At 55.5% G+C, this 24258-nt stretch carries 20 protein-coding genes; 10 read left to right on the forward strand and 10 right to left on the reverse strand.

Annotated features, from left to right (window positions below):
* Window positions 1-1169: 1169 nt before the first annotated feature.
* On the forward strand, window positions 1170-1697 hold the full coding sequence (locus F6X59_RS12525; protein ID WP_012269855.1) for a hypothetical protein: 528 nt from the start codon (window positions 1170-1172) through the stop codon (window positions 1695-1697).
* Between the two features lie 101 nt (window positions 1698-1798).
* Here the strand turns inward: F6X59_RS12525 and F6X59_RS12530 are convergent, their stop codons facing one another.
* From F6X59_RS12530 to F6X59_RS12540, 3 genes are all read right to left on the reverse strand, one after another.
* Window positions 1799-2122, reverse strand: a complete 324-nt coding sequence (locus F6X59_RS12530; RefSeq protein WP_010951457.1) for a hypothetical protein — start codon at window positions 2120-2122, stop codon at window positions 1799-1801.
* Between the two features lie 117 nt (window positions 2123-2239).
* Window positions 2240-2914, reverse strand: coding sequence for a heavy metal response regulator transcription factor (locus tag F6X59_RS12535; RefSeq protein WP_003253420.1), 675 nt, complete (start codon window positions 2912-2914; stop codon window positions 2240-2242).
* Window positions 2915-3402: 488 nt separating this feature from the next.
* Window positions 3403-4746 carry an OprD family porin gene (locus F6X59_RS12540; RefSeq protein ID WP_019818113.1) on the reverse strand — a complete coding sequence of 448 codons (1344 nt, stop codon included), beginning with the start codon at window positions 4744-4746 and terminating at the stop codon, window positions 3403-3405.
* A gap of 403 nt (window positions 4747-5149) precedes the next feature.
* On the opposite strand from F6X59_RS12540, the gene F6X59_RS12545 reads away from it, so the two are divergent.
* From F6X59_RS12545 to F6X59_RS12565, 5 genes are all read left to right on the forward strand, one after another.
* Window positions 5150-6421 carry a TolC family protein gene (locus tag F6X59_RS12545; protein WP_010951456.1) on the forward strand — a complete coding sequence of 424 codons (1272 nt, stop codon included), beginning with the start codon at window positions 5150-5152 and terminating at the stop codon, window positions 6419-6421.
* A 68-nt stretch (window positions 6422-6489) separates the two neighbouring features.
* Window positions 6490-7740, forward strand: coding sequence for an efflux RND transporter periplasmic adaptor subunit (locus F6X59_RS12550; RefSeq protein ID WP_010951455.1), 1251 nt, complete (start codon window positions 6490-6492; stop codon window positions 7738-7740).
* 24 nt (window positions 7741-7764) lie between these two features.
* Window positions 7765-10926, forward strand: a complete 3162-nt coding sequence (locus F6X59_RS12555) for a CusA/CzcA family heavy metal efflux RND transporter (RefSeq protein ID WP_010951454.1) — start codon at window positions 7765-7767, stop codon at window positions 10924-10926.
* 162 nt (window positions 10927-11088) lie between these two features.
* Complete coding sequence (locus tag F6X59_RS12560) at window positions 11089-11412, forward strand: DUF2790 domain-containing protein (protein ID WP_003253432.1); 324 nt, start codon at window positions 11089-11091, stop codon at window positions 11410-11412.
* Window positions 11413-11614: 202 nt separating this feature from the next.
* Window positions 11615-13612 carry a heavy metal translocating P-type ATPase gene (locus F6X59_RS12565; RefSeq protein WP_010951452.1) on the forward strand — a complete coding sequence of 666 codons (1998 nt, stop codon included), beginning with the start codon at window positions 11615-11617 and terminating at the stop codon, window positions 13610-13612.
* A 92-nt stretch (window positions 13613-13704) separates the two neighbouring features.
* Here F6X59_RS12565 and F6X59_RS12570 read toward each other — a convergent pair whose 3' ends face one another.
* From F6X59_RS12570 to F6X59_RS12585, 4 genes are all read right to left on the reverse strand, one after another.
* Window positions 13705-13929: a hypothetical protein gene (locus F6X59_RS12570; RefSeq protein ID WP_010951451.1), complete on the reverse strand. Its 225-nt coding sequence runs from the start codon at window positions 13927-13929 to the stop codon at window positions 13705-13707.
* Between the two features lie 127 nt (window positions 13930-14056).
* Window positions 14057-15082 carry a hypothetical protein gene (locus F6X59_RS12575; protein ID WP_011953109.1) on the reverse strand — a complete coding sequence of 342 codons (1026 nt, stop codon included), beginning with the start codon at window positions 15080-15082 and terminating at the stop codon, window positions 14057-14059.
* Between the two features lie 298 nt (window positions 15083-15380).
* Window positions 15381-16688, reverse strand: coding sequence for an OprO/OprP family phosphate-selective porin (locus F6X59_RS12580; protein WP_009395904.1), 1308 nt, complete (start codon window positions 16686-16688; stop codon window positions 15381-15383).
* 210 nt (window positions 16689-16898) lie between these two features.
* A complete protein-coding gene (locus tag F6X59_RS12585) occupies window positions 16899-17867 on the reverse strand; it encodes a LysR family transcriptional regulator (protein ID WP_011953108.1) in 969 nt (322 codons plus the stop codon).
* Window positions 17868-18124: 257 nt separating this feature from the next.
* Here F6X59_RS12585 and F6X59_RS12590 point away from each other — a divergent pair, with 257 nt between their 5' ends.
* Genes F6X59_RS12590 through F6X59_RS12600 form a run of 3 tightly spaced genes read left to right on the forward strand, consistent with a single transcriptional unit; the run spans window position 18125 to window position 20941 of the window.
* Window positions 18125-18544: a GtrA family protein gene (locus F6X59_RS12590; protein ID WP_010951446.1), complete on the forward strand. Its 420-nt coding sequence runs from the start codon at window positions 18125-18127 to the stop codon at window positions 18542-18544.
* Entirely contained in the window at window positions 18510-19493 is a 984-nt protein-coding gene (locus tag F6X59_RS12595) for a glycosyltransferase family 2 protein (RefSeq protein WP_010951445.1), read from the forward strand. The genes F6X59_RS12590 and F6X59_RS12595 overlap by 35 nt, the downstream gene beginning before the upstream one ends.
* Window positions 19487-20941: a phospholipid carrier-dependent glycosyltransferase gene (locus F6X59_RS12600; RefSeq protein ID WP_010951444.1), complete on the forward strand. Its 1455-nt coding sequence runs from the start codon at window positions 19487-19489 to the stop codon at window positions 20939-20941. The genes F6X59_RS12595 and F6X59_RS12600 overlap by 7 nt, the downstream gene beginning before the upstream one ends.
* A gap of 82 nt (window positions 20942-21023) precedes the next feature.
* Here the strand turns inward: F6X59_RS12600 and F6X59_RS12605 are convergent, their stop codons facing one another.
* Window positions 21024-21245 (reverse strand): hypothetical protein, encoded by a 222-nt coding sequence (locus tag F6X59_RS12605; RefSeq protein ID WP_010951443.1) that lies wholly within the window; start codon window positions 21243-21245, stop codon window positions 21024-21026.
* A gap of 266 nt (window positions 21246-21511) precedes the next feature.
* Between F6X59_RS12605 and F6X59_RS12610 the strand changes: the two genes are divergently transcribed.
* The gene (locus F6X59_RS12610) at window positions 21512-22099 is read left to right on the forward strand and encodes a hypothetical protein (protein ID WP_010951442.1); all 588 of its coding nucleotides are present in this window, start codon (window positions 21512-21514) and stop codon (window positions 22097-22099) included.
* Between the two features lie 57 nt (window positions 22100-22156).
* Here the strand turns inward: F6X59_RS12610 and F6X59_RS12615 are convergent, their stop codons facing one another.
* Together F6X59_RS12615 and F6X59_RS12620 are read right to left on the reverse strand one after the other, a co-directional pair.
* Entirely contained in the window at window positions 22157-23575 is a 1419-nt protein-coding gene (locus tag F6X59_RS12615; protein ID WP_011953107.1) for a heavy metal sensor histidine kinase, read from the reverse strand.
* Window positions 23572-24246 (reverse strand): heavy metal response regulator transcription factor, encoded by a 675-nt coding sequence (locus F6X59_RS12620; protein WP_015268421.1) that lies wholly within the window; start codon window positions 24244-24246, stop codon window positions 23572-23574. Before F6X59_RS12620 ends, F6X59_RS12615 begins: the two co-directional genes overlap by 4 nt.
* Window positions 24247-24258: the final 12 nt, after the last annotated feature.

The following is a 24258-nucleotide window of genomic DNA, read 5'->3' on the forward strand; positions in this document are numbered from 1 at the left end:
CACGCTGGGGCACATCAGCCCAGAGGCCTTCGAGGCCAGGATGTGTGCTTAAACCCGTGTCCACGGCTGCTGGGCAAGATCAATTTTTCGTGAACAGGGACTCTTGGTCACCCAGCCTAAAGAATCACCCGATTTTCACATCGAGAATAGGCTGGGAGATGAGGCCTGGGTTGAAGCAGTGACAGCCAACCCGGAAGAGCGGTATGAGCATTTTGGCGCCTCGCCGGTCCCCCCCACCCGCTGACCGACATGAGCGTTTCTTAGGAGCGGCTGCAGAAAGGTTTGCGAGGACCATCCAAAACAAATTGGACAAGCGTTACGAATCCCTACCGCACGTGGAGGGTAAGCCGCTCATTCTGGCCTTAGCCGATTTCCATGCGCCCAGTTCAATGCTGTGGAGCAGGGAGTCGCTCATCAGCTATCTCTATGGCTTTGCAGTTCACTCATCTGCGCATCGTGGTACGCACCTGATAACTGTGGAGGAAGAGACATCTCTGCTATCAGGGCGCCCCAACGGCCTATTTACGCTAATGGAAAATGCCCATCTTTCAGCGGTCATTTTCACCAATGCCTGCACAGTGCCAAAGCTCAGCCGAGTGCCGATCTCAGGTGGAGCTCATCTAGACGGGTACCGATACTTGCGGTTTGGTGAGTTTTTCGACCGTTCTCCGGGAGCATCACGAGGTATCCCATTTCTGTTGGATGTAGCGTCCAGCGACTACGGTCAGCTCTGGCCGCAATATGGCTACGAGCCGTGGTCTGCTGAAGTGGAGGTATTCCATAACCCTATGGCACTATACCCGGTGCCTAATGAGTTGATACCAGAAGTCACCCACTGGAGAGAAGTAAACGGAAGAGTCGAGTGCGAATCTTTCTTTGATGTATCCATACTCCGATCCAGAACACTCGTCCTCAGTGCAAACGCTAAGGTTCCGTCACTCGATGAGTTGCTGACAGCAGCCAGTCCTCCAGAGCTCTGACGGCGGCGGGGTGGCCGCATCGTTGCCACGCAGGTAGATGAGAATTTCTCAGCAAGCTACCCAGCCAGGGGAAGGACATGAGATCCCCTGCGCAATTCAGGACCGTTGAAGCGTCACCTCTCTTCGGGTAAAAGCATGACCGTCATACAACGCTACAACAGCGTCATACCCGAGAGCATAGGAAGAAAAATGTCGATCCAAGGACTAAAACGATACTTTGGAAACAAGATTCACGCAGTGATAATGATGGCCCCGCTTAAGCGGGAAATGATACGCCTCGGCATATGCACCCTTATGGCGATTATTCTGAATATCATCTTGTATACCGGCGTTGAAGTAGACGGCACCATCAAGCCGTGGGCAGAAACCCCGATAAAACTGTTTGCATCGTCGATGTTATTCGCCTTCATGATCAAGGCTTTTCTGCCAGTTCTCGGCTGGACGATACTGAAAGCAATGCTGTTGAGTGCGAACAATGCCTTCAGCGGCATACTGAGTTTTTTGGGCAATCAGTTCACAGGCGTCATGTACTGTACCGGAATTATTATGGGTTCTATCACGATTAAATTGTATATGGTTTCCGGGGTTTTAGACTCTGAGTTTGCTTATCTGTCCGCAATCGTATTTGCTTCCGGGGTTTTATATTTCTATGTGCTGCAATGCGCCATTCAAAAAACAATGAGTCCGGCCCTGCGTACACCAGCAGTACCGCGTTAAACCACTAGGCTGTGACTATTCATCTCTGGTGCTCAGTAGGCGCTCGCTCTGCTGAACCCTCACCCATACACAACCATTAATGGACTGGCCCGCCTTCGACTTTATGAAGAAGGCGAGCGAGCACGTGACTGATTGCGCATGTATTCCGAGATGAGACTTTCGAAATTGATGTCCGCCTCCTCAACGAGAATATTGACGTGACAGTACAGCTCTTCAGGACCTCTGAGATAATTGAAAATCCTTGATCTAACGATGCCGCAAACCCCTTCTTTGACCGCCGTAGAGGGGAGGTTGATAACATCGCCAACGCACGGGATAAGAGCTAGGCCATGGTCGCTGTTGAAGACAATGTCAGCTGGACAGGCATCAATGCTGGCATCGGATTGTCCTTGCGAAACCTGCTGATAATCAATGCTATACCTCATGTACAGCCTACCTCATTTGTTGAGTGAGGAATCAGCGCCGCGGATCGTAAACAGAAACCTCAAGTTCGCAAGCGACGGGAGCATGTAGCGGATTTTCGGTACTAGAGAGCTTGGCAACTATCGTTTTTCAAGCACATACCCTACGCCCCGAAGCGTATGTATCAGTTTGGTCTCGAAAGGGTCATCTATCTTGGCTCTGAGTCTTCGAATCGACACCTCTACAACGTTTGTGTCGCAGTCAAAATTCATATCCCAAACCTGCGAAATAATTTGGGTGCGGCTCAGCACCACACCGGTATTACGCATCAGGTAATGCAGTAACGCGAATTCTTTCGTGGTCAGGTCAATGCGCTGACCGTCCCTGAATGCCCTGTGCCGGCTCTGATCAAGCTCCAGGTCAGCGACGCGAATGACCTCTACGGATGCAGGGTGATCTGACCTGCGCATCAAGGCGCGAACCCGGGCCAGCAGCTCAGGGAACTCAAATGGCTTGATCAGGTAGTCATCTGCTCCGTTCTCCAGCCCCCGGACCTTATCCGCCAGCCGGCTTCTCGCCGTCAGCATCATGATACGGGAAGGGCAGTTTTTACGACGCAACAACTCAAGGACCTGCCAACCGTCCATCTCTGGCAGATTTATATCCAGGATAATCAGCTCATATTCGTGCTGCTTAGCCAAGAATAATCCATCTGACCCGGTGTGGACGCAATCTACGACATAGCCACATTCCGTCAGACCTTGACGCACATACTCCGCAGTTTTTACTTCATCCTCAATTACCAGAATTCGCATGGGATTTTGTCTCGATATCACTGAGCAATTAACCGCGCACGCGCGCCGGCATTATTGAAAGGGATGGTAAATCAAAATGAGCGTGCCGGGGCTCAAATGACGGATTTGTAATTTCTAGGTAATACAGTTGATAGTCTGGCGGTATATCTTGTCGCGGTTTGGGTTTGACAGTTGCGGGCCCTCTCTCCAGCAGGTGATTTGACCTTATGAAGTATTGGGTTATTTTCTTCTTTGTGCTGGCTTCGTTCCGCTCAGATGACGGCGAGGTCGCTCACATTGAAGAGACTGGTCATTGGTGTAGTCATGAACTTCACCGGCATGCGATGCGTACAATCGAACGCCTACTTGAATTTTAGGCAAAAAAAGGCGCCCAATGGGCGCCAAATATCCACCTTTTACCAAAGGAGCACTTAAGCCACTCAAGGTGAATTCGTAATGCTCGTTTTACTAATAGGACCAGTTAATGAATAACTGGTCCAGTTAGCGAATTACAGAATCGAAAGCGGGTACTCAATGATCACACGGGTTTCATCCAGATCCGATTCGAATGCAGTGGCACGTGTGGTTGCCTGGCGCAACCGGAAGGACAGATCTTTTGCTGGACCGGTTTGGACAACGTATTTGACTTCGACGTCACGCTCCCAACGCTTCTGATTGTCGAGCGGGTTGCCGTTGTCATCAGTGCGCATGTAGAACTGGTTAGCGTTCGAGTAATCCGCGCCCGAGCCTCTGGCGTAGCGGGTCATGAACGTCAGGCCTGGAATGCCGTAGCTGGTGAAGTTCAGGTCATAGCGCAGCATCCAGGAACGCTCTTTCGGCGAGTTGAAGTCGCTGTACTGGATGGAGTTGTCGACGAAAATCGAGTCCGACTGACGCAGGTAGTCAAAATCGTCGTCGCCGTTGTTGCGCTGGTGCGACAGGGCTAGGGTATGGGCACCGTAACGCACGCCGACCTTGGCACTCCAGATGTTGTTGTCGAATTCACCCAGGCGCTTCTTACCTTCATCTACGGCTTTGTAGTAGTTGAAGCCACCGATCAGCGCCAGATCGTCGCTCAGCGGGTAAACCACGCTGGTGCCGGCGTAGTACTGATTCCAGACGTCTTTCAGCTGGCTGGCGTAGACGCTCACAGTCCAGTTGTCGTTGATCGAGTAGTCACCGCCACCGTAACCGATCCATGGCGAGTTGACCGGGCCGCCGTAGAACGTCACGAAGTTGTCGTTCAGGTTGCTTGAGAGCGGCTGGCTCATCGCATGCAGACGACCACCCTGCAGGGTGAGGCCTTGGATGCTGGTGTTCTCAACGGTCACGCCGCGGAAGCTTTCTGGCAGCAGGCGAGAGTCGCCGGATGCAACGACCGGAGTCGATGGGAAAACATCACCTACTTTCACGATGGTATCGAACAAGCGGACTTTGGCTGCGCCGCCGACCTTGGTGTATTCGTCGCGAGCTTCGCCCTTGTTATCAACGGGTAGCACGTCGAAGGAGCTACGGCCGCCGTTGCGCCCATCACCGGTGTCGAGCTTGAGGCCGATCATGGCGAAGGCATCAACGCCAAAGCCAACTGTTCCCTGGGTAAACCCAGAGTTGAATTTGCTGATGATCGCGTGCGCCCAGGCTTCGGAGTAGCCGTTGGTGTTGCCCTTGCCACTGTTATAAGTGGGGGCAGTGCTGTCGCGGTTATCACGGTTGAAGTAGAAGTTACGGTTCAGCACTGTAAGGCTGCTGCCTTCAATGAAGCCTTCTGGCTTGTCTTCTGCCTGTGCCGAAATAGCATAGCTTCCAGACAGCGCAGAAACTGCCGCCAAATACAGTGGTACTTTGATTTTCATCCGATGCTCCTTTGATTCACGGCAGTTTTTATTATGTTTACCGGCGCGGGTGTCGTTAATTGTTCTGACCAGGCGGCGCGCCTAGCGTAGCGCGAGCTCATATTTGCAGGCCGAAGATAACGGGGGGGTGATAGGAAAATTACAATTTCGTCATCTACCTGTTGTTCGGGCCTTCGCACCGCGTGTTTGCCATCTCCGTTGCTTGTAACGAAATCATCGTGTCGGGTTTGGTTTCCCAGTATTTTCGGGCATTACAGGACATTCTTACGGAATTGTAATTTTCTAGCCACCCCTCTGATAGCTACCGCTCATTAGAGTGCCATCACCTAATCAAGTGGGGCTTGGCAGCTGTTTCGGCGTTCTCGCCAAGCTTTATCGAAGTTTGTGCACGAGGACCATCAAAGTGCCCCGGTATAACCGCAATGTCTTACCCAAGACCCCCGTCTCGCCCTGGAAGATCGCTGCACTCTGTGCAGTCATCTCTGGGTTGATGGCGCCTGCAGCCCTTGCCCAAAGCATCAGCTTGCCCCAGGCGCTTTCGACGGCCATGGATGCCAACCCAGACCTGGCCGCGGCCAGGCAAGAAATTGGGATCGCTGATGGTGCTCGCAAGCAGGCCGGGCTTATCCCCAACCCCACAATCTCGTATGACGTGGAAGACACCCGTCGTAACACCAGCCAGACGACTGTCTCTCTCAGCCAGACCCTTGAGCTGGGCGGTAAGCGGGGGGCTCGTGTTGACGTCGCCACATACGGGCAGACCGCCGCACAGCTTGAGTTAGACCGTCGCGTTAACGGCCTGCGTGCAGATGTCGTCCAAGCCTTTTACGCCGCGTTGCGGGCCCAGACAGGTCTCGACCTGGCCAAGCAATCTCTCGAACTGACTGAGCGCGGTCTTCGCATCGTCGATGGCCGTGTTCGCGCAGGTAAGTCGTCCCCAGTGGAGGCGACCCGCGCTCAAGTGCAACTGGCCGAAGCCCAGCTGCAAGTTCGACGTGCAGAAACGGAAAAAGCGACCGCTTACCAACAGCTCGCTCAAATTACCGGGAGCTCAGTCACCGTGTTTGATCGACTCGAATCGCCAACCCTCTCCCCGGGCTTGCCACCTCGCACTGAAGATCTGCTGGCTAAGCTCGACCAAACAGCAGAAATGCGTCAGGCCGTGGTGCAGATAGACAAGAGCGATGCCTCGCTCGGCTCAGAGAAAGCTCAGCGTATCCCGAACCTTACTGTCAGTGTAGGTAGCCAGTACGACCGCTCTGTGCGCGAGCGGGTCAACACTGTGGGCCTGTCTATGCCTTTGCCGCTGTTCGATCGTAACCAGGGCAACATTCTTTCCGCTTCTCGTCGTGCAGATCAGGCCCGGGACCAGCGCAATGCTGTTGAGCTGCGCCTGCGCACCGAAACCCAAACCGCGTTGAACCAATGGTCCACCGCCATGCAGGAGGTCGAGTCCTACGACAAGACCATTCTGCCTTCAGCCCAACAAGCCGTAGAGACCGCAACCCGCGGCTTCGAGATGGGCAAATTCGGTTTCATCGAAGTGCTGGATGCCCAGCGCACCTTGATCGTCGCTCGTGGCCAATACCTCGAATCGTTGGCAGCGGCGACCAATGCGCGTGCGCAGGTGGAAAGGGTTTATGGCGAAGTCGGCTCAACCGCCGGCACTCGCTGAACGGGCCAAACATTTTCTTCGGCACACAGCCTTGAACAAGCCGGTGCCTACGATCAGCAGGAGTAGCAATGGATAACAAACGCAAGATCGCCCTCGCGGTAGCCGCTGTGGCAGCCCTCGGATTTGGCAGCCTTGCCTGGAACAACAGTTCCGGACAGCAGGCCGCCAGTACTGCCGAGCATGGCGCTAACGATGGCCATGGCGACGAAAAGAAAGCCGCATCTGCCGCCAAAGAGGAAGGTGATGAGGGCCATGGTGAAGAAGGCCACAGCGAAGAGGGCGGTGAAGAAGAGGGCAAGCTGACGCTCAGCGCTGAACAGATCAAGGCCGCTGGTGTTGCCCTGGAAGCTGCAGCGCCTCGTGACCTCGGTACCGTCGTGAGCTTCCCTGGCGAAATTCGCTTCGACGAAGATCGTACTGCCCACGTGGTTCCTCGTGTTCCTGGCGTTGTTGAGGCTGTCCAGGCCAACCTGGGCGAGACGGTCAAGAAAGGGCAAGTCCTCGCGGTAATCGCCAGCCAGCAGATCTCTGACCTGCGCAGCGAACAACAGGCCGCACAGCGTCGCGTCGAACTGGCGCGTGTGACCTTCGAACGTGAGAAGCAACTGTGGCAGGACAAGATCTCTGCAGAGCAAGACTACCTCCAAGCACGCCAAGCGCTGCAAGAAGCGGAGATCTCCTTGGCCAACGCCAAGCAGAAGGTCGGCGCAATCGGTGCCTCGGTTAACTCCGTTGGCGGTAATCGTTACGAGCTCCGCGCTCCCTTCGACGCCGTGGTAGTGGAGAAACACCTGACCGTCGGCGAAGTCGTCAGCGAGGCGACCAACGCCTTCATCCTTTCCGACCTGAATCAGGTCTGGGCGACCTTCGCAGTTCCGCCGACAGATCTGGGCAAGGTCACGACTGGCCGTGCAGTGAAAGTCTCTTCGCCTGACATGAACGTCGAGGTCGAAGGGAAGGTGGGTTATGTCGGCAGCCTGCTGGGCGAGCAAAACCGTGCAGCTACTGTCCGCGTCACCTTGACCAACCCCAACGGCGCCTGGCGTCCAGGCCTGTTCGTAAACATTGCGGTCACCTCCCAGACCGATCGAGTTGCCGTAGCGGTCCCTGAGCACGCTGTGCAGACCGTTGAAGACAAACCTTCGGTATTCGTACGCACCCCAGATGGCTTTGACACCCGCCCGGTAAAACTGGGTCGCCGCGACAATGGGTACGTGGAAATCATCGACGGTATTGAAGCCGGCGCCCAGGTAGCAACCAGTGGCAGCTTCACACTCAAGTCCGAGCTCGGCAAAGCTTCTGCCGAACACGGTCACTGATGCGAACTGACAGGATGATTTCTCATGTTTGAACGTATCATCAGATTCGCCATCGAGCAGCGCATCGTAGTAATGATCGCCGTTCTGATCATGGCGGGTATCGGTATCTACAGCTATCAAAAGCTGCCCATCGATGCGGTACCCGATATCACCAACGTCCAGGTGCAGATCAACACTGCAGCGCCTGGTTACTCGCCCTTGGAAACCGAACAACGGATCACGTTTCCAGTTGAAACGGCCATGGCCGGTCTCCCGGGCCTTCAGCAGACCCGTTCCCTGTCTCGCTCTGGCCTGTCTCAGGTCACCGTGATCTTCAAGGATGGCACTGACATCTTCTTTGCCCGCCAGTTGATCAACGAGCGGCTGCAGGTTGCGAAGGAACAGCTGCCAGAAGGTGTAGAGGCCGTCATGGGTCCGGTATCTACCGGCCTCGGCGAGATCTTCCTGTGGACTGTTGAAGCCGAAGATGGCGCGGTCAAAGAGGACGGTACGCCGTACACCCCGACCGACCTGCGCGTGATCCAGGACTGGATCATCAAGCCTCAGCTGCGTAACGTCCCGGGTGTGGCCGAGATCAATACCATCGGCGGTTATGCCAAGCAGTTCCTGGTTGCGCCGGATCCAAAGCGCCTGGCTACCTACAAGCTGACACTCAATGACCTGGTCGCAGCGTTGGAAAGTAACAACGCCAACGTCGGTGCCGGCTACATCGAGCGTAATGGTGAACAGTTGCTCATCCGTGCACCGGGTCAGGTAGGCAATATCGAAGACATCGCCAACATCGTGATCACCAGTGTGGATGGTGCACCGATTCGCATCAGCAGCGTTGCTGACGTCAGCATCGGTAAAGAGCTCCGTACAGGTGCTGCTACTGAGAACGGCCGCGAAGTCGTGCTCGGTACCGTGTTCATGCTGATTGGTGAAAACAGCCGCACCGTATCTCAAGCTGTCGCCGCCAAATTGGCGGACATCAACCGCACCCTGCCAAAGGGCGTGGTGGCTGTGACTGTTTACGACCGTACCAACCTGGTTGAAAAAGCCATCGCGACGGTGAAGAAGAACCTGGTGGAAGGCGCGATCCTGGTTATCGCCATTCTGTTCCTGTTCCTCGGCAACATCCGTGCGGCTCTGATCACCGCGATGGTGATTCCGCTGTCCATGCTGTTCACCTTCACAGGCATGTTCAACAACAAGGTCAGTGCCAACTTAATGAGTTTGGGGGCACTCGACTTCGGCATCATCGTCGACGGTGCCGTGGTTATTGTAGAAAACGCGATCCGTCGACTGGCTCATGCGCAACATAAGCATGGCCGCATGCTCACCAAAACCGAACGCTTCCACGAGGTCTTTGCCGCGGCGCGAGAAGCTCGCCGGCCGCTGATCTTCGGTCAGCTGATCATCATGGTGGTGTACCTGCCGATCTTCGCCCTCACCGGCGTCGAAGGCAAAATGTTCCACCCGATGGCCTTCACCGTTGTGATGGCGCTGCTGGGTGCAATGGTCCTGTCCGTTACCTTTGTTCCTGCAGCTATTGCCATGTTCGTCACTGGCAAGGTGAAGGAAGAGGAAGGCGTGGTCATGCGCACAGCTCGACTGCGCTATGAACCGGTTCTGCAATGGGTGCTGGGACATCGGAACATCGCTTTCTCGGCCGCAGTAGCCTTGGTCGTGCTCAGTGGTTTGCTGGCAAGTCGTATGGGTAGCGAGTTCATCCCAAGCCTCAGTGAGGGTGACTTTGCGATGCAGGCCATGCGTGTGCCTGGAACGAGCCTCACTCAATCTGTCGAGATGCAGCAGCGTCTGGAGAAAGCGGTGATTGCGCAGGTGCCTGAAGTTGAGCGGATGTTCGCACGCTCGGGTACCGCAGAAATTGCATCTGACCCGATGCCGCCGAACGCCTCTGACGCCTACATCATGCTCAAGCCTCAGGATCAGTGGCCTAACCCGAAGAAGCCTCGTGATGAGCTGATTGCTGAAGTGCAGAAGGCCGCAGCGGGTGTTCCAGGAAGCAACTACGAGTTGTCGCAGCCAATCCAACTGCGTTTCAACGAGCTGATTTCGGGCGTGCGTAGTGACGTCGCTGTGAAAGTCTTCGGCGATGACATGGACGTGCTCAACAACACCGCCAACAAGATCGCGGCAGCGCTCAAAGCGGTCCCGGGCTCATCGGAAGTGAAAGTTGAGCAGACATCCGGCCTGCCGGTGCTGACCATCAACATTGACCGCGAAAAAGCAGCACGCTACGGCCTGAACATCGCGGATGTTCAGAACTCGATCGCTATCGCCGTGGGTGGCCGTCAGGCCGGCACGCTGTATGAGGGCGACCGTCGGTTCGACATGGTAGTACGCCTACCAGAGACCGTTCGCACCGACGTAGCGGGTATGTCCAGCTTGCTGATCCCGGTACCTGCCAATGCGGCACAGGGTGCCAATCAGATCGGCTTCATCCCGCTGTCCCAGGTCGCCAATCTGGACCTGCAACTGGGCCCGAACCAAATCAGCCGCGAGAACGGCAAACGTCTGGTTATCGTCAGCGCCAACGTTCGAGGCCGCGATCTGGGGTCCTTCGTTGAGGAGGCGACCGCATCGCTGGACAAGAAGGTGCAAATCCCTGCGGGCTACTGGACGACTTGGGGGGGCCAGTTCGAGCAGCTGCAGTCGGCTGCCAAACGCCTGCAGATCGTTGTTCCAGTCGCCTTGCTGCTGGTCATGACCTTGTTGTTCCTGATGTTCAACAACCTGAAGGACGGCATGCTGGTCTTCACCGGTATTCCATTCGCACTCACCGGTGGTGTTGTGGCGTTGTGGCTGCGGGACATCCCACTGTCGATCTCGGCAGGTGTCGGCTTCATTGCACTGTCCGGCGTTGCAGTACTGAACGGCCTGGTGATGATTGCCTTCATCCGCGGGCTAAGGGAGGAGGGACGAACGCTCAGACAGGCAGTCGATGAAGGTGCATTGACCCGTCTGCGACCTGTTCTGATGACAGCCTTGGTAGCGTCCCTGGGCTTCATCCCGATGGCTTTGGCCACCGGCACCGGTGCCGAAGTTCAGCGGCCATTGGCGACGGTGGTGATTGGCGGGATCCTGTCCTCCACCGCACTGACCTTGCTGGTACTGCCTGCCCTGTATCACTGGGCACACCGCAAGGATGAAGACGGCGACGAGGCCGAAGTGGTTAGCTAACAGCCTCCGCTAAAGAGAAGCCCACAACACGTGTTGTGGGCTTTTTTGTTTAAAGTGAAGTAGATGCACTTACCTTTCAAAATTGTAAGTTTCTCGTCATGCCGGTGATGCCTATGCATTGCTAAGGTTACGCCCGAGAAGTTTTGAAATTGAGAGGGTTTTATGAAAAAGCTAATTATCGCTGCTGCACTTGTTGTTTTCTCGGTGGCTTCGCAGGCCAACACTTTCTCCGAGAGCAAGCAGCTTCAATACACCAAGGAACACCAGACCGCAGTGGCCAAGTACGCGGAGAAAAATGGCAAGCCAATGCCAGAGATTCAGGATTACAAATATGGCATGAAGATAGACGTTGCGAAATTCGTACGTCAGTCGCAGGACCCCCGTACCTGCCAGGTCTATCCACGGTTGATGACCTTCGAGGACTCCCAGGGCACGCTCAAGACTGTTCGTTACTCGATGTATTCGCAATGCATCAACAACAAGTAGTAAACGATTTGAACAGAACAATTAGAGAATTCATAAATGCCAGGCAGTGCCTGGCATTTTTTATTACGCCCGATACCCCATAGCTTCGAAATGTTAACGCCTGGGCTCGGGCAAACCGTGCAATAGATCTTAGCCAACCAACAGAGACGGCTCCCCAACTGCAGAGGGCAATTGGAAGCCTTGACCCCAGAAGGGACGAGTTATGAAGAGTTTGCTTGAACGCCCTGATGACCAAGCCGGGCATGAAGGTCATAGCCATGAGCATGGCGGCATTTTTGGAATGAACACAGAGCTGATTTTCGCGCTGATCTGTGGTGCTCTCCTGGGTGCCGGAGCTCTCGCAGGAAAACTTGGCCTGATTGATCGTCTGCCTCTGATTCTGTACGTGTCGGCCTACGTGTTCGGTGGATGGTTCACCACTAAGGAAGCGGTTACCAACATCCGTCAGAAACGCTTCGAGATCGACTCGCTGATGCTTCTCGCCGCAGTCGGTGCCGCGAGCATCGGCGCCTGGGCGGAGGGGGCTCTGCTGCTGTTCCTGTTCAGTCTGGGGCATTCCCTTGAAAGCTACGCGATGGGGCGGGCCAAGAAAGCGATTGAGGCACTGTCCAAGCTCGCACCAGCCACCGCGATCGTACGCAGAGCAAATGGCACGGTGGAGATGCCCGTGGAGCTGCTGGTTCCCGGTGACGTTGTCATCGTGCGCCCCAATGACCGCCTGCCGGCCGATGGTTTTGTAGTCGTAGGCTCCTCAAGTATCAACCAGGCGCCAGTAACCGGTGAGAGCGTCCCCGTGGACAAGCAACCTGTTCCTGATGCCGAACTCGCACGCAGCAAGCCAGATGCAGTGGATGCAGCCTCGAAAGTCTTCGCCGGTACCATCAATGGCGAAACGCTCATCGAGGTTGAGGTAACACGGCGCTCTACGGAGAGTACCTTGGCGCGGGTCATCAAGATGGTCAGTGAAGCCGAAGTCAGGAAGTCACCGACCCAGCGATTCACGGACCGCTTCCAACGCATATTCGTCCCGTTGGTTTTACTGCTGGTAGTCGGGCTGCTATTTGCCGGCATTTTCCTTGACGAGCCGTTCCGTGACTCGTTCTACCGGGCGATGGCCGTACTGGTTGCAGCCAGCCCCTGCGCGCTCGCGATCGCTACACCAAGCGCCATTCTCTCTGGCATCGCCAGGGCAGCCCGAGGTGGCGTGCTGATCAAGGGCGGTGCGCCACTTGAAGAGCTTGGATCATTGAATGCCATGGCATTCGACAAGACCGGTACCCTGACCGAAGGGCGCCCACGTATCACCGATGTAATACCCATAGGCGGCACGCAGATCGAGGATCTGCTAAACGTCGCCATCGCTGTGGAGTCGATGAGCGACCATCCGCTGGCTGCGGCAATTGTGCGTGACGGTGAAGAGATGATTGGCACACGGCGCCGATTCCAAGCCAAGAACATGAGCAACATGATTGGCCGCGGCGTGCGTGCTGAGCTTGATGGGCAGTTCGTCTGGATTGGCAAGGTCGAGATGTTCGGTACCAATGGTATTCCCGCACTCAGCAAGGCAGCCCTGGAGGCTGCGGAGCGTCTACGTCAGTCAGGCCGTACCACCATGGTGGTACGGCGTGCTGACAAGGATCTGGGCGCTATCGGGCTATTGGACACACCCCGGGAGGGGGCCAAAGAGGCACTCCAGAAGCTTAGAGAGATGGGCATCGAACGCATGGTCATGATTTCTGGAGACCACAACCGCGTTGCAGAGGCTGTAGCCAAACAAGTTGGCTTAGATGAAGCGTGGGGAGACCTGATGCCGGAAGACAAGGTCAAGGCCATCAAAAACCTGCGCCTTAGCGCCAAGGTGGCCATGGTGGGTGACGGCGTCAATGATGCCCCTGCCATGGCCAGTTCGAGCGTTGGTATCGCAATGGGGGCTGCTGGATCTGATGTTGCCCTGGAAACGGCTGATATCGCGCTTATGGCTGACGACATCAGGCAACTCCCATTTGCGGTGGGGCTGAGCCGTCACACGCGATCGATCATCCACCAGAATCTGTTCGTCAGCTTGGGGATTGTGGCCATCCTGGTTCCGTCCACCATCATGGGCTTGAGCATTGGTGCCGCTGTTGCGATCCATGAGGGCTCCACACTGTTGGTCGTCTTCAACGCCTTGCGCCTGTTGGCCTACCGCAGAAGCACCTGATCCCTGAGCTTCAATCATGAAGCTAAGCAGGGAAATGACCTGAAGTAGAAGTACGGGTCGTGCGCGATCAGCGCACGACCCGTACTTTTCTCTCACTCGTCGATCCCGATGCGCTTGAGGCTTTCAAGGGCCTTTCCGCACTCAGGTGAGCCATGCCGTAAGCCGCAGGCCAATGCAGCTTTGAGGCTCATGACACCGGCTACGAAACCGACTTGATTGCCGACTCCGTGTCCGTCCGCAAATCCCTGATCATACGCAATCTCGACAAGCGCATTGATCGCCGCCAGGGTGTCCTGTTTGTTTTTACTCTTTTGCATATCTACTCCGCGAGCATTCAGCTCATATCGCTCGGTTAGGTGGCGGCGCCTTCAGGTTTGGGGTGAGCGAATCCCGCTCCCATAGCCAATCCCTAACGGGGGGCTCAGCCCGCCACCGTAAGGAAAATCAGCTATTGAGAGCAGATGACTCGTTTTGGTCACCCGTGCTGCTCGCCTCACCGCATTGGCACTGAGTGGGTACATCCGGGTAGTCGCTGTGATTCTCAATGAACAGCGTTCGGCAGGTTTCGCACCCATAGATCCGGGGCAGGGATTTAAGGCCGCTCGGAAGCACGTCACTCAGAGGCTCGTTATGCCAAGGAGCCCCGTCAAGGATTCTTGAACGCAGGATGTTTCCCAGGCGCCAGGTGTCACTTTGTGCGCGCCAGGACCACATCGGCGCAGAAAGCGAATACTGGATGAAGGTCTCTTGTGACTGCCTGGATAGCGGGTACTTGGGGCGGGTCCAGCCGGAATCGATGATGCTGAACCCCATGCCCATTTCTGCGCTCGGGTGGGTCTTTTCACCAAAGAAACGGTCATGCGTCGCTGGAGCCGTCGCATGATGGTCAGTCGGTGGGAATACCCACAGATAACACTCATCCCGGTTGACCATGCTGATGAGCTCGCTTGGCCCCCGCATGGGGGAATTTGCAGCCAGGGCGAAGCGATCCTTCCACGACATTTTGGGAGGCGGCGCAATACCAGCAGCGATGGCCAACGTGGCAGTCTTGGGGACGAAGCGATCGCCTAGCTCGTTCAGATCCAGGTTCTTGCAGAGAGCCTTGAAGGCCTTTTTGCGAGTCTTCGAGCTGAAGGAGGGGTCAAGGAGCAGGCGAACCTGGTTCACGCCGATTCCCGCAGTTCGTAGCACCTCAATGACTTCTTCAGCCACACCGACTGCTTGAAGATCGGTCAATCCTAAGCACGTTTTCGCCCGCTCGACCGCCGCGTAGAGGTTGTACTGCCGTGTCTCGTTGTCACGACAGACCTGAATTGGCAGCTTGTCTTGGATGGCAACTTGCGGTGCAACGGAGCCGATGGCCGCGTGGAACAGCTGGTGGAGGTGCAGATGAGAGTACGGGCGGCCAGAAGCCGAGAACGAGGCGTGCAGCTGAGCAGCGAGAGGTTGAAGCAGCTTTTTTGCAGACATGACTATCCCCTAATGAGCGACGTTGGGGTAGCTGCGCTTGTAGGGCCGTTAGACGCGAAGCTGGACGTCGAATCAGGTTCAATCATGAATAGGAGTCAGGTTTGATTTGCTTGCACGGCCACCATGCAAAGCCCGACGCGGCAATCACATCAGATTCGCCGAGCTTTGGCAAGAGCGGTCATCGGTAAGCGAAAGCAGGTAGGAGGAGGGCGCTCCATGCTTGATCACCTCCAGAAACAGGAAAGCCGGAAGCACGTTGAGCGCTTCCGGCTTTCTCACGTCAGACTGATGAGAGGGATCAGAAGACGTATTGCAGGCGGGTCACGATGGCATTGCCGCTGTCGTCGCCCACGGTGTTCTCGTTGTTGTCGGTGCGCACGTTGATGTAGTTGGCACTGACTTTCACCGCCTCGTTGACGTACCAGTTCACACCCACCGTGTGGCTCTTGGCCTTGCGCTCGTTCGATTGGTCCGCCGCGGTGACCAGGTTGCCGTCTTCGACCTTGATATCGTCAAAGCGGTAGAAGACTTCCCAGGCCCCCAGTTCCTTGTTCTCTGGTTTGATAGTGTCGAACTTGGCACCATCGAGCTTGTAGATACGCGGCTCGCCGGTCAGGGTGTAAGCCATCTGGGCGTAGTAACCGGAGGCCTTCATGTCGTTGTTGGCCTGGTCAGCTTTCAGCTTGCGGCGAAGGTATTCCGCTTGAACCGAGAACGGGCCGGTGGCCCAGGCACCTTCGAGACCCCAGACCGAGTCGTCCTTCCACAGGCCATCTTGTGCAGCAGCACCGCCAAACAGCATGCGGTTGCCGTTGGTGCCGGCATCGCCGCCGCCATTGGTATCTACACCGCGGACGCCCAGACGCGAACGAATCCGGGTATCGACCGCACTGTTTTTGAGGTCGCGGTAAGCGTACTGAGCACCGACGTGCAGGACGTTGCCATCACTGTGCAGCGGTGCGAACACGCCACGTACGTTGTAGCGCTTGGTGCTGTCGCCATCCGAGTTGTTATTGGTTTCGCTGAAAACGCTACCGGAAACATAAGCCATGTCAGCGATGGTGCTGGTGGCTTGAACACCCATGCCGGCGTTGTCGTTGATCCAGTCCGCCAGGTCGTACGAGAGGTTCCGCTCCATGGCGGTGGTCCACTTCGAACTGGTGGCTTTCTCAAGACCGAAGTCGGTGTAGAAACGGCCAAAGCGCAGTTGCACCGGCTTGAAACCCGTGTAGGTCAGGCTGGCTTCGTCGAAGTAGCCGTCGGAGTCGTTGCCCGTGTTGCGGGAAAGGTCGTAGTTGAGCTGATACTTCCAGTCGCGGTACAGCACGCCACCGAGCTCAAGGTAGGCGCGACGGAAGTAGCCTGCGTCAGCGGTATCGCCATTCTTGGTGAAGACACCATCGAAACGGCCGTAGTCGGCCTGAACTCGGCCGCCCAGTTTGAAACTGAATTCCTTGTCAGAAGTCGATACTTCAAGACCGCCCTTGGTCTTCAGAACGATGTCAGCTCCGTCAGTGGTTACTGTTCCGGAGAATGCTTGCGAGGAAAATGTGCCTATTATTGCGGCAGCCAACAGCTTTTCCCGCATGTTCGAAGAACGGATCATTGCTTGCCTCTCGTATGTTAAGTGCTTAGCTACCGACGTTATATTTCGCCCTGCGCCGGCCTAAATTTATCTTGCAGATGGGAGCAGGCCACGGTTGTCACCCGCTGTAACAAGATGCCTTTGTTCTAAGCACTCTGACTAGGTTGCAAGCGAATATGACAGTTGTGTTTCTGTAGTGTTAACGGAGGAGTTTGAAACCTAACAAAACTGTTACCGAACAAGCCAGTCCTTCTTATCAAAGAAGCTCTTCTTGATCAATCTTCGAATTTCCAAAACCTGCGGATTGCGGACAAGCTTCGTTTTGATAACAAGATAGACATCTTTCTCCTCCAGGTCGTCCAGGAAACCCGGCACGGGTAGGATATTTCTCTCCAGTTTTCGGCTGTAGTCGGGCAGCACTCCAATACACGCACCGCCAACGACAAGGCCTCGTGATAGGTTGTAGCTCTTGACCCGAGTGGTACCGCCCTGATGCTCAGCCATTATCGATGCCCACTTTCGTGAGCCCGCCAAGATCTCTTCATCCCAAGGGACAACGAGCATGAAGTTGTGCAAATCCAAGCTCTCCACTGGAAGGGTGACGCTTCTTGAATAGCGGCTGGAAATGAACAGGGCGTGCCCAATCCGGCCAAGCCTTTCAAACCTATACGTAGGATGGCGATCAAGCGCGCCTTTATCATCTGGGCTCACCAAAGCGATACCCACATCGACTTCACACTCAGAAAGCATCTGCGTTGTGCATTCTGAATGGATTTCCAGCTGCATTTCGGCATGATCACGCACGTAGGCGACTAGATCGCGGTTTACGATGTCGTTCAGCACTGGCTCTGTGATCGCGATGGTAAGCCTGGGGACTTCCTTTTCACCGGACTTGCCAAGGCCGTCTGGGCCGAAGAGCTGGCACAGGTAATGGCTGACCCTCTCGCCTGTGCGGGTCAGGGCAAGCTTGTTGTGTTTGTAGACAAACACGGGAGCACCAATGTGCTCTTCCAGTTTCTCCAAGCGTTTCCGCAGGCCTACCACTGGCACATTGAGCCCTCGGGCAGCCTGTTTGAAACTGGCACAACGTGCTGTTGCGAAAAACTCTACGGCCAGCTGATCATCAATTGGCAAATCATCCAATATGTCAGGGCTGTAAGGAACAACGCTGCTTGTATATGTTTCATTTTGTGTAACCATTAGGTCCCCCTTAATTCGGGGAATCTATCTCAATGCCACCCGGTGTTTCCTTATCTTGTCAACATTGTAATCCACGGGTCATGCATGCGTTATCGGAAGGCTTTTATTTCGAAAGCGTAATTTTCAGGCAATCCCTCTGATATTGTAGCGTGCTAGCCTAGTGCGCCGACTTGTTACTTACCATATATAGATTCGGCTAATTACGCATTTACATTTAGTTCACTATTTTTTCACCTTTGCCTCCATAGGCTTTGGGCATGGAAAATCAAACCCCACCTCTTACTACCTTACTGATTCGTTATCTGGGGATCGGCTTCATAGCAACGGGAGTCCATTATGCGGTGTTCCTATTGCTGGTTACGACAGAATTCGTTACTCCGTTACTGGCCAGTATCTGTGGCGGCATGGTTGGCGCAATCGCGAGCTTCATTGGAAATAGGGCGCTCTGTTTTGTGGCAGATGGCTCTCGTAAGTTTCAGCCTGTCAGGTTTGCACTGGTCGCGTTAACCACAAACTTCGGCAATGGCGTGGGTATGTGGTTCCTCATCAAGTCGAATCTGTCACCGCTCATCTCCCAAGTCGTAGTGACCTTAAGCCTCACTGCACTTGGATTCATTGCACATCGTTTTTGGACATTCAATCATGCAGACATTACATCGCTTTCCCGAGCGCCCTGATCCCTTGTTAACCATCGTGGTCCCTTGCTTCCAGGAAGAGGAAACCATCCCCGAGTTCCACCAGCGAATCACCCGCGTGGTGAAGCGCTTACCCGTCTCCTGCGAAATCCTCTATGTCGACGACGGCAGTAATGACCGGACGGCCGACATTCTTCGCCACTATCAGGATGGGTCATCTGTACGTTGCCTGTCCCTGAGTCGCAACTTCGGCAAAGAGGCTGCACTGAGCGCCGGGATAGACCATGCCCGTGGCAGTGCGCTGATCTTCATTGATGTCGACCTGCAGGATCCACCAGAGCTCATCGCGGCCATGGTGGACTACTGGCAACGCGGCTACGACGTGGTGAACATGCAGCGCAACCTGAGAATCGGTGATTCGTGGTTCAAGCGCATGAGTGCCCGGGCTTACTACTGGGTCATGCAGCGCCTGGTGGAGAAGGTGGACATGCCGGCCGATGTCAGCGATTTCCGATTGATTGGGCCTGCGCCGCTGGCAGCCCTGCGGGCCCTGGATGAACGCTCCAGGATTCTCAAAGGCATGATCGGCTGGGTAGGCTTTCGTACCATCGAACTGCCCTACAATCGCACTGTTCGCCATGCCGGGAGCACCAAATGGAATGCAGCTGGCCTGTTCAATCTGGCCATCGAGAGCATCGTCAGCTTCTCTCGCAAACCACTGCGCATTTTCAGCCTCATCAGTTTCGGTCTTTTCGTCTCCAGCATCTGCTACATGCTTGCGTCGCTTGTGGCAGGCAGTTTCGACATCCATCACCTGATCGTCGGAATGGCTTCATTCATGTGCGTCGGTGTCGCCATGGTGGGGGAGTACCTGGGCGTGACACTCGCGGAAGTGAAGCGCCGGCCTCTCTATTTCCTGAAGCACAGCAACAAGGCAGATCCCGTGTCACTCCACCCTTCGATGGCTTCGATCGAGGGTAAGAAATGCTGAACCTGAAGAACGAGAGGACGCTGTGGTGGGTCCTGGGTTCGATTTTGCTATTGCGTTTGGTGGGGCTGGGCATCTACCCGCTGATGGACACATCTGAGGCCCGTTACGCTGAAATGGCTCGCAAGATGGTCGAGTTGAATGACTGGATCACGCCCATGTTCGACTACGGGGTACCGTTCTGGGGCAAGCCTCCGTTGTCCTTCTGGACCCAGGCCGCGAGCATGACGGTCTTCGGCGTTAACGAGTTCGCTGCGCGCTTCCCAGCGTGGCTACTCCACCTGGCAAGCTGTTTCATCATCATCAAACTCGGCACGCAGCAGATTTCTCGTAACGCCGGCATCTGGGCTGCCATTATTTTTTCCAGCACCACACTTGGCCTGGTCTCCAGCGGTGTTGTGCTGACTGACCCTGTTTTGTCGTTCTCGATTCTGCTGGCCAGCTACGGTTTCTGGCGTTGGATGAAGTGCGCCAGCAAGGCGGATGCCTACCTGATGTTCGCAGGTCTCGGGCTGGGCTTGCTTGCCAAAGGGCCGCTGACCCTGGTGCTTATGGGGGCGCCGGCATTCGCCTGGTTCGTTATCTACAAGGAATGGGGACGGGTACTGAGGCTTCCCTGGATTAGCGGCCTTGTACTCATGTTCGGTATATCCGTGCCATGGTATGTCGCGGCCGAGATGAAAACGCCCGGCTTCATGGAGTACTTCTTCGTTGGTGAGCACTGGAGCCGCTACGTCGTCAGTAACTGGGCAGGGGACCTCTATGGTAGTGCTCATGCCAAGCCGTACGGCAGCATCTGGATCCAGCTCGGATTGTCGCTACTGCCATGGGCCTTGTTTCTACCACTGTTGATCCGCAAGCGTGGATCGATGCAGCGCTTCAAAGCCTACCTCTGGCTGTGGGCCTTGGCGACACCGGTCTTCTTCACATTTGCAGGCAACATTCTGTGGACCTACCTGCTACCCGCGCTGCCAGCGTGGGCATTGCTGCTGTCTGCACGGGTCAGCGAAGTTGGCCCGAAGACCACCTGGGCTGCCGCTGCGAGCGCATTGGTGTTGCCAATCATCGGTGCGGGCATCATCTACGCCGGGGTACTAGAGGAGCGCCCTCAGAATCAGCGGGATGTGGTTCAAGCCTGGCTCAATGTGCAGTCTGCTCATTCCGCTCCCCTGATCTATCCTGGCCGCCGCTCATACTCGTCGGAGTTTTACAGCAGCGGGAAGTCCGAGAACATCAAGGATCCTGCCAAGTGGCCGCGGGATGGCTCGTTCTATCTGTCCAGGCGCTTGCGAGACAGCAAGGATGGTCTGCCCGCTGATCTAGCTTGCACATCGATCACCGAAGCGAACGCCAGCCAGCTCCTGCTGTGCCATTGGAAACGCCCCGCACAAGGTGCCGAGGGTCTGGCCGGAGAAAGCAATGCGGAAACGCCTCGCAAGAACGAAGGCTAAATTCCAAGCACAAAAAAGCCAGGTTTTACCCTGGCTTTTTTGTCGATTTCTTTCGTCATTTGAAGTCCTATTTAACCGCCGATTAATTGTCGGCTTGTTCCTTACCATCCTTGCTTTCTTTCTTTTGCTCTTGAGCGACTTGTTGTTTGTTCTGGTCCGAAGAGTCATCGCTCCATAGGCGAGCCTGTTCGGTTCGGAAGTTCTCGTTGAACTGTTTCGTTCGCTCGAAGCCGCCTTCAGCGTAAGCGGTACCCATGAGACCCAGCAGCAGGCTGCCAATAGCGATAGATTTGACAAATTTCATTGTGAACCTCGGTTCATACTAGGCCAACCTGATTAGCGGCCTTTGTTGGTTTGTAGTTTAGGAACGCGAAGCTAACGACAAGGTGAGTCAATAATTACAATTCCGTAATTTTGGCTGCAGATAGGATGCGTTAAATCTTCAAATCTGGAAGGATCATGTCTATCTCGGCACTGTCGAGGGCGACTTCGAATTTTCTCTTAAATTACAATTTTGATATCTAGCGCGTTAATTCAGCGCGGCGTTGTTGGCCGCCCTAGGAGATAGCCATGAATGACATAGAGCCCTGGGCAGTTGCTATCGGTGACTTTCGCCGCTGCACTGAAAAACTCACTGTCCAGCTCGATGAGCTGACCTCGCAGACGCGCACCTCCAGCGCTGTTCTGGAGAGGTCGAACGAACTGGTGGAGCAGGTGGACGCTGTCGGCCGGCAGATTCAGGAGGAGGTGCGAAAGGCGGAGAAGGCTTGGTCGAACGCGGAGGAGGTTGCCTTGCGCGCCGCTGCATCAGCGTATTCAGCTGCATGCCGCGGAGTCGACACCGCCATCCAGCCACTGATCTCGGAGCTTACAGCAGCGACAAAGGCGGCGGACGCCTCTATCCAGGAGCTCAAGCGGGCACCGGTGCTGGCCAAGCGTTATGTGATGGTGGTCGCCACGGCGTTCTTCATTCTGGCGCTGATCTGTGTCTACTCGACCATGCGCCTGATCGATGCCGCCGGCAGCGTAAGTGCTCAAGAGAAAGTGAATGCTCAGTACTTCTCACACCTGTGGAAAAACGCCAATCCTGACGAACAGAAGATTATTAAGTCGGTGATTCTGCGGTCGCCCATGGACCCTGTGGTCCTTCGGCACTGATGCATTGAGGCAAACAAAAGGCCCGTCGATTGACGGGCCTAATCGTGTCTGCGCAATTTAAGCGGCGGTCATTGCCGGCTGCATTTGCTGGGCTTCCGGAAAGTGAAGGTGGAACCAGGTGAAGTTTTCTTCGGTCACCTCCACGCTCGCCGATCCCTGGTGCAGACTCATGATCGACTGCACAATGGCCAAGCCAAGACCGGTACCGCCTTCGCTCCGTGCTCGGCTCTTGTCCACACGGTAGAACCGCTCAAACAAGTGCGCGTGGTGTTCCTTGGCAATACCACGGCCGGGGTTGCCGACACTCAACGTCGTACCGCTCGCACTATGCTGCACCTTAACGTAGACCGTGCGGCCGCGAGGGCAGTAACGGATCGCGTTCGAGACCAGATTCGAGACGGCACGTTGAACCATCAGGCGATTCCCGCGCACCACGTCATCACTGCCGGAGATCTGCAGCTGAATCTCGCCTTCTTCTGCTGAAATGCTGAAGAGCTCGCACACTCGCTGAACCTCGTCGACCAAGGAGACGGATTCGAACTCCACCATTGATGCTGGATGACTGACCTGGGCCAAGAACAGCATGTCGGAAACCATGCGGCTCATGCGGTCCAGCTCTTCTGTGCACGACTCCAGAACCTCCCGGTACTCGGAAAGCGATCGTTCTCTGGTCAAGGCAACCTGGGCCTTGCCCATCAGGTTGGAAAGCGGTGCTCGAAGTTCGTGAGCAAGGTCGTCAGAAAACTGCGAGAGCTGCTGAACCCCATCATCCAGGCGAGCCAGCATGATGTTGATGCCGTCGGCGAGCATTTTGAGTTCTGCCGGCATCCCATCAGTTGGAAGGCGATGGTCGAGGCTCTCGGTTGAGATTTTCGAGGCGATCTTGAGGAACTTGGTCAGTGGTAGCAGGCCTCTGCGCACAGTCCACCAGCCAATGGCCAAGATCAGTGCGAGGATGACGGGGGACATCATCAAGGCCCAGGTCAGCAACGCATCGAGCAGCGCCTCACTGGATGACTGGTCCATGGTCATATAGACGCTGACCTCTGTTCCATCGCCCAAACGCATGATTCGAGAAGCACTCAGCAGAGGACGGTCCTGCGTATCACGCCATTCGTGCTCTTTGGGCTGGGCCGCCGGCTGAAACTTGTGCACCTCCAGATTGACCTGTTTCGAGCCAATCGAGAGCAGGGGAGTCTGATTCTGTGAGGTATCGAATATGCTCACATACAGGTTGTTGTGGCCCATGACCAAATCGACAAGCTGATGCGCATCCGCGTTGACGCCGGAGATGTCCGGGATGGTGGACAGGTTGTGAGCCATCCCCGCCATCTTTACTTCCAGGTCTGCTCTGGCATTTCTTTCCAGAGCCTTGCCTACCATCAGATAGCCAAAGGTGGCGAACAGAAGCAGCAACGCTGCGCTCATCAACCCAACTTTTAACCCCAGCTTTGCAGCCAGGCTGAATGGCCTCATGCGCGTTCCTCAAAAACGTACCCAACGCCACGAAGCGTGTGAATGAGCTTGGTTTCAAACGGCTCATCGATCTTCGAGCGCAAGCGCCGGATGGCTACATCGATGACATTGGTGTCGCAATCGAAATTCATATCCCAGACCAACGAGATGATCTGAGAGCGAGTCAGCGCTTCGCCCGTTCGGCTCATGAGCAGGTGCAGAAGCGCAAATTCCTTGGTGGTGAGATCGATGCGTGTGCCACCGCGGAAGACGCGATGGCGGACGGAGTCGAGTTCCAGATCGGCAATTTTCAGCGAGCTCTTCTCGACTAACTCATCACCACGGCGTTGCAGCGAACGGATGCGAGCAAGCAGCTCAGGGAATTCGAATGGCTTCACAAGGTAGTCATCCGCGCCGCCGTCCAAGCCCTTGAGCTTGTCATTGATGCGTCCGCGGGCGGTCAGCATGATGATGCGGACCCGGCTGGTCTTACGGATGGTTTCCAGCAGGTCCCAGCCGTCGATACCCGGGAGGTTCACGTCCAGGAGGACCAACGAATAGACATTAGTGTTGAACAAGTGCAGAGCATCTACACCGTTGTGCACGATATCTACGACATACCCGCTTTCGGATAGGCCCTGCTGAAGATATTCGGCAGTTTTAATTTCGTCTTCCACAACTAGAACGCGCATAACTTATCTCAA

The organism is Pseudomonas sp. MN1F (genome assembly GCF_009391885.1).
Lineage (GTDB): Bacteria > Pseudomonadota > Gammaproteobacteria > Pseudomonadales > Pseudomonadaceae > Aquipseudomonas.